Origin of the sequence: Rathayibacter sp. AY1A4 (genome assembly GCF_002930955.1) — a bacterium.
Taxonomy (GTDB): domain Bacteria; phylum Actinomycetota; class Actinomycetes; order Actinomycetales; family Microbacteriaceae; genus Rathayibacter.
The window spans coordinates 1-8,837 of sequence record NZ_PSTN01000047.1; the positions used below are offsets into that span (position 1 = coordinate 1).

Sequence of the window (8,837 nt, forward strand, 5' to 3'; positions counted from 1 at the left end):
CCCTCCGCGCCGTGATCGCCGAGACCCGCGAGCGCGCGCCCCGCCGGCCCGCGCGGTCGAGGGCGTGGTGGCTGGCGGCGCCCGTCCTCCTCGTCCCGGGTCTCGTGCTGGCGACCAGCGCCGGCACCGACGTCCGCTCGGTCCCCGACTTCACGATCCCGATTACCTACACCACCGACTCGGGCGCAGCGGTGTCGTGCTCGATCGACTACTTCAACGGCGAGATCGACTACCGCGAGGTCACCACCTCCGCGACCGACTACCTGCGCGCGCAGGACTGGAGCGGCATCGGCCAGCGGATCCACGACGACGCGGTCGCCTACACGACCGACCCCGCCTGGCTGGCCTCGGACATGAACAGCGACGGCCCCGGCCTCTCGGAGGAGACGATCCGCTGGCGCGCCTGGATCACCGCGGCGGACGACCACATCCTCGACACGATCCCCGAGGGCGTGATCGTCGAGGGCGACGGCGGCCTGGGCGGCAGCACCGACTGCACGGGAGAGCTGTGATGAGCGCCGGCGAGGCGGCGCCTGCGATGGCGCGCAGCGCCGTCCGCTCCCCCGCGCGCGACCGGGAGGCCGAGATCACGGCCCTGGTCGAGCGGGAGGCGCCGGACCTGCTCCGCTACTTCGCGCGGCGGACGGCGAGCCCCGAGGACGCCGCGGACCTCCTCAGCGACACCCTCCTGATCCTGTGGCGGAAGGAGCGGTCGATCCCCGAGGACGAGACGCGCGCGCGGATGTGGGCGTTCGGCGTCGCCCGGCGGGTGCTCTCGGGCCAGCGCCGCACCGCGACCCGGAGGAGCGCGCTGGTCGAGCGGCTGGCGGAGGAGCTCCGCATCACCCCACCCGCACCCGCCGACGACGCGGCCGAGGACGTCCGCGCCGCGATCGAGCAGCTGAAGCCCGTCGACCAGGAGATCATCACCCTCGTCTACTGGGACGGCTTCTCCCTCGCCGAGGCGGCCGAGATCCTGTCCCTCCGCGCCGCGACCGTGCGGAGCCGGCACGCGCGGGCGCGGGCGACGCTGCGGGACGCGCTGGGGGCGGCGATGTGAGGAGGGGTGCGGGGCGGGCGTGCCGGCAGCACCATCCGGAACACGTGGGGCCAGGCCGGCACAACGCCCCCGCAACGAACGACGTCCGGCCCCGCCCCACAGGCACCTAGTCGAGGAAGTACGCGTTCACCTTCTCGTCGGTGTCCAGGATCTCCTCCGAGGGCACGCCGACTCGGGCCGCGAGATCGATCGCCCCGAGAAGTGCGACCTCGATGTCGGGAGAGAACGCCCGGTCGAGGATGTCGATGAAGTGCAGCATGCTCGTCTCGAGCTTCGCCAGGAGATCGGCGTAGTCGGCGGCCAGCTGTTGATCGAGTGAGCGCTGGTCCTCGAGATATCCGGCGATGAGCGCTTCTTCCCGGGCGGAGAGCGAGGACGACGCGACGCTGAACATGACGGAGCCGACGGTGTTGCCGATGACGGCGCCGAGGACGGGGACCGGGATGAGCACCTGCCCGACGACCGAGGACAGCGCGCTGATGCCGGCCTGGAGGCAGAGGATCTCGGAGTTCTCGATGAACTCGATCTCGGAGATGTCGCCCGCTCGCAGCCTGCTCGCCTGGCCCGCGATCCCCAGCGCGGCGGTCGTGACCGTGTTTGCCGTGGCGGCCGACGTCGCAGTGAGATTGGTGAGTGAGTAGATCGTGAGACCGCGGACACCGCCCTTCACCGCGCCGAGACCGGAGACGTTCGCGATGTCCTTCCAGTCGTCGGTCGAGAACTCCTTGAGCTTCGTGCCTTCGCGGCGCTTGTCGAGGACCGCGGAGACGAACGCGGTCCCACCTTCGATCCCGGCGGCGACGACGGTGGCCTGAGCGCCCTGGCGCACCGTCGCCCGGTTCTCCCGAACGGCAGCCGCGCGGGCGGCCTCGTCGGTCGCCGTGATCCTTCTCTCCTCCGCCGCGAACGTGTCGGTGTACGCACCGAGCTGCACGTCCCGGTACTCCAGCCGGGAGGGCTCGAGTGCCGCGATGTCGATCGTCTCACTCGAGAAGAACGCCTTCACCCGGTTCCAGTCGCGGAGGGACGGGCCGTCCCCGCTGCGGGAGAGGACCTTCGCCGCATCCTCGGCGGACATCGCATGCAGCTTCTGGATGACCTCGAAGTGGTCGCTCGGGATCTGGTACCTGCCGCCGTTCCTCACGAAGTCCGGGTACCTCTCGAGGTGCTCCGTGATCGCGCCGAGGCCGAACCGCCCGCCGGCGGCGGAGAACTTCTGCTGGATCAGCAGGCCGTTCCGCATCAGATCGACGGGGCCGTTGTCGTTCACCCAGGCGTTGCCGCCGGTCTCCCCGAGCACAGCGGCACGGGCGTTGCCGATACCGACCTCGGCGACCTCGGCGATGAATCCGTGCGCGCCCTTCACTCCACCGCGGTTCGACGAGACCACGTCGCCTATGTGCAGGAGGGCCGTATCCAGATGGTCGAGAGCCGTCGAGAGGTTCTGGTCCTGCCTGCTCAGGGCGCCCATGAGGCGATCGACGCGCACCTGGTTCAGGTAGCCCACCCAGGCGGCGACGGCCTGCTCGTGAGTGCTTCTGGCGACGTCGGCGAGATCAGGCATCGTCGGCGGCCTGCTCCACACGGGCGCTCAGCAGTGCCGCACTCGCTTTCGCGACGTTCACGAGCGCGCCGAGCTGCGATTGCTGGGCGGGAGCCAGGGTCGCGAAGTCCGCCCCGAAGAGCGGCAGCGCCTCGCCGTAGACCTTCAGAAGCAGCTCTCGGGTAGAGGCGGTGCGCTGGAGGAGGTCGTCGATCTGCGCGTCCATCGCCTGCACCTGCGCGATGTTCCGCATCACGGCGGTGAGCATCTCGTGCTTCGTCTCGCGGTTCTCGAACTTCTTCTTCGTGAACAGGACGACCGAGGTGAGGACGGCGGCGCCTGCGAGGCTCCAGCCGACCGGGCCGGCCAGCGCGAGCAGCGCTCCTCCCGCGACGGTCCCTCCGCCACCGGCAGCGATGGCCCCGCCGCCGAGCCATGCCAGGGCGGCCTGGCTCGCAGCGGCACCGGACAGGGTCGAGATCGCGGTCCCGGTCGACGCGGTGCCGAACGTGGTGGCGACCCACATGGCGGCGGTCGGCGCGACGCTCGCGATCGCCGCGCCGGCGGTGACACCGGCGCCCGCTCCCGCCGCGGACTTCCGTGCAGCGACGAGATCCGCGCGGGCGATCTCCTCGGCGTCCAGGAACCGGGCTCTGTCGAGCTCGATCTGCTCGAAGTCCCTGCTGAAGGACTTGGGCGTGTTGGCGATGCTGTTCACCACGAGCTCGACGAGAGCGATCAGGTCGGTGGAGCGCTCGCGTTGCCGGAGGAGGGAGAGCCCGTCGTCGCTCATCGCCGTGAAGGCGCGGTTGTATTCGGCCGTGACCTCCTCGTACGACTGGAGGCTCCGCGGGCCGAACTTCTCGGCGGCTGCTTCGCGGAGATCGCCGGCCTGCTCCATCACCTGCGTCGTAGCGCTCCGCGCACGCTTGCTCAGATCGCCGGCAGCTCGTGCGACTCTCTCCTTCGCCGTGGCCAACTCCGGTCGCTCGACCATCACCCGCACCTGTTCCCCGTAGACGCCTTTTCCCGGCTCGACACTATCCAGCCGCGTATCGAGAAGTGGTCGGGAATACCGCTGCCGACGCTTCTCGGACACTCCTGCCGGATGAGTTGCTCCCGCCACTGCTCCTCCGGGTCGCGGCCCTCCGCACCCCTCCACCCGGCACCCCCGCCTGAGTAGCATCCCCCGAATGAGCAGGCTCGTCGTCTCCGTCCTCACCTCGCTCGACGGCCGCTTCGAGGGGCCCGGGCACGACCTCTCGGCGCTGCCGTTCGAGGACGCGTTCAACGACCACAACCTCGAGCTGCTGCGCCGCGCGGGCACGCTCGTCTACGGCGGCCGCTGGTTCCGCGACAACTGGGACAGCTGGAGCGCCGTCGCCGCGGACGGGACGGCGGGCGAGCGGGAGCACGAGACCGCGCGGCTGGTCACGTCGCTCGACGCGCTGGTGATCAGCGACTCCCTGGCTCCCGATCCGGAGGCGCCGTGGGCCGCCACCACCCGGATCGTGCCGCGGAAGCAGGGTCCGGCCGAGATCGGACGGCTCAAGCAGGGTGACGGGGGCGACCTGCTGATGTTCGGCAGCGGCACCACCTGGAATCCGCTCCTCGAGCAGGGCCTGGTGGACGGGCTGATCGTCCTCGTCGGCGCAGGCCTCGCGGGCGGCGGGACGCCGCTCTACTCCGGGGCGCCGCAGCACGGCCTGCGCCTCCTCGACGCGACGGTTCTGCCGGGCTCGGAGCTGGTGCGGCTCCGCTACGACGCGAGCGGGGCCGGCGGGCGGCCGCACAACCTCCGCTGAGACAGGGCGGCCTCCCTCAGGAGCCCGCGGCCCCTCCTCTCAGCCGACGTCGTGCGCGCCCGAGGCCGGGGCAGCTGCCGCGAGCGAGCCCCCAGCGGACTCCTCCGGCCGGCGGAGTGCCCGAGCGCACAGCCGGACCCCCAGAAGCGCAGTCGCCGCGCCTCCCGCCAGCATCCCGGCCCCCACCACCGTCCACGTCGTCAGGCTGGAGCTCGGCGCGCCGAGCAGACCGTAGAAGAGCCCGACCCCGCTGCCGACCAGAGCGGCCGCGACCAGCGGGATCGCCAACGCCGATCCCTTCTCCGACCGCGTCCACGCCGAGCTGCAGAGAACGGCGACGGCGCCGATCAGCCAGCCGACGCCGGGGATCAGCAGCCAGCCGAAGGCGAAGACCAGGGAGGCCACGACCGCGAACCACCGACGGTGGAGGACCGTCCGCTCGTCACCGCGATGGACTCCGGCCTCGACTCCGCTCGTCATGCATCGGAGCCTACGGAGACGGCCCGGACCGCGGCACGAAGTGGCGCGGGATCGGCCGGACGGCGCCACACCCGCCTCCGCTCGGTCCTGAGGAGCCGGTCCTGCCGAGCCGGTCCTCGAGCGCTGGCACCCGGCCCACCTGAACGCCCCGCCCTCCGCTCACCCCGCGACGGTCAGCGACACCTCGACCGCCACGTCCTCCGGCCCCTCCCCCAGCACCGTCTGCCGCACCTCGACCCCGTCGAGCCGGAGGCCGCGGTCTCCGGCGGCGTCGAAGAGCGCGACGATCGCCGGATGCAGGGTCCCCTCGGGCAGTTCCTCCCCGTCGCGGGGGCGCCAGGTGGCGACCAGCTCGGTGCGCGCCGGGAGGATCGCGGCGAGATCGGCGAGGTCGCCCTCCGCCTCCGCCGACGTCGGCCAGCAGCAGACGAGCTCCGCCGAACCCGGCTCGCCCGCCCGGAGCGCCGTCCAGAAACGTCCCGTCGGCCCGAGCCTTGCCGCGTGCACTCGGGTGGCGAGCGCGCCGAAGATCTCGTTCGCCTCGTCGTCGCCCGGCCCGTCGGCCTCGTCCAGGGCGATCGTGAGGACCTGGCCGACGTACGGCTGCGCCGGCATCGTCCGCTCGGCGACCTCGACCGGCACGGCGAGCGCCCGCAGCGTCACCTCGGCGGCCTCGAACGCCCGGTCCTCCTGCTCCCGCTCCGCGAGCACGCGCTCCCTGTGCGCCTGCAGCGCCTCCGCCGCGGTGCCGGCTCGAGTCGCCGCCGCGACCTCGGGCAGCGGCACCCCCGCGCTCCGGAGGGCGCTGATCACGACTCCGGCCCGGACCTGGGCGTCGGCGTACCGGCGGTACGACGACCGCTCGTCGACCTCCGCCGGGACCAGCACGCCCTTCTCGTCGTAGTGCCGGAGCGCCTTCACGCTCAGACCCGTGATGCCTGCGTACTCCCCGATGCCCAACACGCCTCCAGCATCCCGTCTCCCCCGGCGGGAGGGTCAACAGGCGGGAGGGGCAACGGGCGGCGAGGTCGACCAGCAGGAGGGTCGACCGGCGGGACGGGTCGACCCGCGGGACGGCTAGCAGCGGAGCCGGGCGGGAGGCGACGCGACCGGCGTCGGCGGACCCGACCCCGCATCACGCCACGCGCCGACGCCTCAGCCCGCCCGCCTCACCGCGAGCTCACCAGCCCTCGGGCCCCGCGCTCCCCGCCTCGTACTCGTCCAGCGGAGCGTCGCCCGCGGCCCAGGCGGAGAGCACCGGAGTGATGATGCGCCAGCACTGCTCGGCCACGTCGCCCGGGACCGAGAGCAGGGTGTCGCCCTGCAGGATCCCGGCGAGGACCTGCGCGTAGGGGTCGAGCGTGGCCGCGCCGGGCTGCGCCGTCAGGGTGGTGCGCTCGAGATCGGTCAGCTCGTCGGCGCTGTTCACGACCAGGTCGAGGCTGACGTCGCCGCCCTTGAGGCCGATCCGGAGGACCGTCCCGGCGTCGCCCTCGGCCGCCTGCAGGCCGCGCGGGGGCGTGGCGGCGCGGAAGTGGATCGCCACCTCTCGGCGCGGGTCGCCGATCGCCTTGCCGGAGCGGAGGACGAAGGGGACGCCCGCCCAGCGCGGGGTGTCGACCTGGAGCAGCAGCTGCGCGAGGGTCTCGGTGCCGGTCTCGGGGTCGACGTCGGGCTCGTCGACGTAGGAGGGGAAGAAGCGGCCGTCGACGCGGCCCTCGGTGTAGCGGGCGCGGCGGGCGGAGGAGGGGTCGTCGCGCCAGAGCCGCACGGCGCCGAGCACCTCGGCCATGCGCGCGTGGACCTCGTCGGGCGCGACCTCGTCGGGGCGCTCCATCGTGGTCAGCGCGAGCACCATCAGGAGGTGGCTCTGCAGCATGTCGCGCAGCGCGCCGGTCTTCTCGTAGAAGGCCGCGCGGCCCTCGATGCCGAGCGTCTCGTCGTAGACGATCTCGACCTTCTCGATCCACTCGGCGCTCCAGCTCGCCTCGAGCAGGCTGTTGCCGAAGCGCAGGCCCAGCATCCCCAGCACGGTCGCGTTGCCGAGGAAGTGGTCGATGCGCCAGAGGCGGCTCTCGGGGAGGACCTTCGCGAACGCCGCGTTGAGGGCGATCGCGTCGTCGAGGTCCTCGCCGAACGGCTTCTCGATGGCGACGACCAGCTCCTCGGGCAGGTCGAGCTCGGCGAGCGAGGCGGCGACCTTGTGCCCCATCGCCGGCGGCAGGGCGACGTAGAGCACCGGAGTCGACGGGCAGGCGTCGAGGAGGGCCTTCAGCTGCTCCGGGTCGGAGGCGTCGGTGGCGACGAAGCGCGCCCGTGACGCGAGCGCCTCGACCGTGTGCGCGGCGACTCCGGCCGCCTCGAGGCTGCGGCGGACGAGGCCCTGCCACTCCTCGTCGGTCTGGGGCGTGCGCGCCGCCCCGATCAGCGTGAGCTCGAGGTCGCGCGCGAGCTCGGCCACCCGGCCCAGGCCCGGCAGCAGCAGCCGCTCGGTGAGGTCGCCGCCCGCTCCGAGGATCGCGATGCTCCGCCGCTCGCTCCCCAGTGCCGCGGCCTCGGGGATTCCGATCTGCTCCGTCATGGTGTCTCCCTCGTAGCCGTCATGAGTCAGCGGCCACAGTACGCGCCGGGCCCTGGCGCGAGGCCGGGAGCCGGGAGGGGTTGAGGAAGCGGGCGCGGAGTGGCAGGGCCGCGCGGTCGGGAGCGAGAGAGCTGCACGACCTCCGCTGAGACGCGGCCCGCCGTGTCGGGGCGGGGAGCCCCTTCTCAGCCGACGTCGGGCCGCGACCCACGACGCCCGGCCCGCCGCAGCCGTCCCGCACAGCACGTCATCCCTCTCCGGTGCCGTCCGGCGGTACCCTGCCCGCATGCGCCTGCGCCAGGTCGTCCTCGACACGGAGGACGCCCGCGCCCTCTCCGCCTTCTACCTCGCCCTGCTCGGCGGCGAGTACCGCCCCGGCGACGAGCCGCCCGCGGACGGCTCGGACGACGAGGCGGAGTGGGTCGCGATCGTCACCGCCGACGGCGCGAAGCTCACGTTCCAGCGGGTGGCCGCCCTGCCGCGCGCGACCTGGCCGGAGGGGCCCGTCCCGCAGCAGCTGCACCTCGACTTCATGGTCGCGGACGCCGACGAGCTCGACCGGCAGAAGACCCGGGCGCTCACCCTCGGCGCCGAGCTGATCGAGGACAGGAGCGACGACCCGGAGGAGGCGCTCCACGTCCTCGCCGATCCGGCCGGCCACCCGTTCTGCGTCTTCGTCGCGCCCGACTACCCGGCGGAGTAGGGGCGCGCGGCTTCAGCGAGCCGCACGCGTCGGATCACATGCCGGTGATCGTGACCGTCGTCGTCGCGGCGATCACCGCGGCTCCCGTGACGCTCGCGGCGGTTCCCGCGAGGACGGCGGCGGCCGCCGGCCCTGCCCAGTGCTGCGCCGCGAGCGACCGGATCGCCTGCCGGTCCGGGATGCCGGGCCTCGGCGAGAGCGCTCCGGCCGCGTCGAGCAGGCCGATGAGCGCCGCGTCCGACGGCAGGGGCGCCGTCCGAGCCGCGAGGACCTCGGCGACCCGGATCCGCAGCCGCTCGTCCTCCGCCGGCTCCACGGCGGCGACCCGCTCGAGGAGGGCGGCATGCAGCTCCCTCCGAGTGAGGCGGGCGATCCACCAGGAGACGCTGCGCGGTGCTCGCTCCGCTGCGATCCACCCGAGTGCCCCGTCGAGCACGGCGTCCCCGAGCGCCGACCGCTCCGGCCCGAGGGCGACGGCTCCGGCGTCCACCTCGACGCGCCGCTGGAGGGAGAGCTCCGCGAGGACGGAGGCGGCCAGGACGGTGTCGAGGGCACCCGACGAAGCCGCGGGCCGCCCGTCGCTCCGCCGCAGCAGGAGGAGGAGAGCGACGGGCGGCCCGCGGCTTCGTCGGGTGCCCTCGACACCGTCCTGGCCGCCTCCGTCC

General features: G+C 73.2%; 10 protein-coding genes. 4 read left to right on the top strand and 6 right to left on the bottom strand.

The window, feature by feature from the left end; translation table 11 throughout:
• Nucleotides 1–512, top strand: a 512-nt coding sequence (locus C5B92_RS17470; protein ID WP_181028887.1) for a hypothetical protein, incomplete at its 5' end; no start/stop codon positions are given.
• 26 nt (nucleotides 513–538) lie between these two features.
• On the top strand, nucleotides 539–1,060 hold the full coding sequence (locus tag C5B92_RS16525; RefSeq protein ID WP_104274564.1) for an RNA polymerase sigma factor: 522 nt from the start codon (nucleotides 539–541) through the stop codon (nucleotides 1,058–1,060).
• Between the two features lie 106 nt (nucleotides 1,061–1,166).
• Here C5B92_RS16525 and C5B92_RS16530 read toward each other — a convergent pair whose 3' ends face one another.
• Complete coding sequence (locus tag C5B92_RS16530; RefSeq protein WP_104274563.1) at nucleotides 1,167–2,624, bottom strand: hypothetical protein; 1,458 nt, start codon at nucleotides 2,622–2,624, stop codon at nucleotides 1,167–1,169.
• Entirely contained in the window at nucleotides 2,617–3,507 is an 891-nt protein-coding gene (locus tag C5B92_RS16535; RefSeq protein ID WP_219814361.1) for a hypothetical protein, read from the bottom strand. The genes C5B92_RS16530 and C5B92_RS16535 overlap by 8 nt, the downstream gene beginning before the upstream one ends.
• A 289-nt stretch (nucleotides 3,508–3,796) precedes the next feature.
• On the opposite strand from C5B92_RS16535, the gene C5B92_RS16540 reads away from it, so the two are divergent.
• A complete protein-coding gene (locus C5B92_RS16540; protein WP_104274558.1) occupies nucleotides 3,797–4,408 on the top strand; it encodes a dihydrofolate reductase family protein in 612 nt (203 codons plus the stop codon).
• A gap of 39 nt (nucleotides 4,409–4,447) precedes the next feature.
• On the opposite strand, the gene C5B92_RS16545 is transcribed toward C5B92_RS16540, so the two are convergent.
• From C5B92_RS16545 to C5B92_RS16555, 3 genes are all read right to left on the bottom strand, one after another.
• Nucleotides 4,448–4,888, bottom strand: coding sequence for a hypothetical protein (locus C5B92_RS16545; protein WP_104274559.1), 441 nt, complete (start codon nucleotides 4,886–4,888; stop codon nucleotides 4,448–4,450).
• 159 nt (nucleotides 4,889–5,047) lie between these two features.
• Nucleotides 5,048–5,851, bottom strand: a complete 804-nt coding sequence (locus C5B92_RS16550; RefSeq protein ID WP_104350605.1) for a MerR family transcriptional regulator — start codon at nucleotides 5,849–5,851, stop codon at nucleotides 5,048–5,050.
• A gap of 217 nt (nucleotides 5,852–6,068) precedes the next feature.
• A complete protein-coding gene (locus C5B92_RS16555; protein WP_104274625.1) occupies nucleotides 6,069–7,469 on the bottom strand; it encodes a glucose-6-phosphate dehydrogenase in 1,401 nt (466 codons plus the stop codon).
• 286 nt (nucleotides 7,470–7,755) lie between these two features.
• On the opposite strand from C5B92_RS16555, the gene C5B92_RS16560 reads away from it, so the two are divergent.
• Nucleotides 7,756–8,172 carry a VOC family protein gene (locus tag C5B92_RS16560; protein ID WP_104350606.1) on the top strand — a complete coding sequence of 139 codons (417 nt, stop codon included), beginning with the start codon at nucleotides 7,756–7,758 and terminating at the stop codon, nucleotides 8,170–8,172.
• Between the two features lie 34 nt (nucleotides 8,173–8,206).
• Here C5B92_RS16560 and C5B92_RS16565 read toward each other — a convergent pair.
• On the bottom strand, nucleotides 8,207–8,837 hold a 631-nt coding region (locus C5B92_RS16565), incomplete at its 5' end, for a GPP34 family phosphoprotein (RefSeq protein ID WP_104350607.1).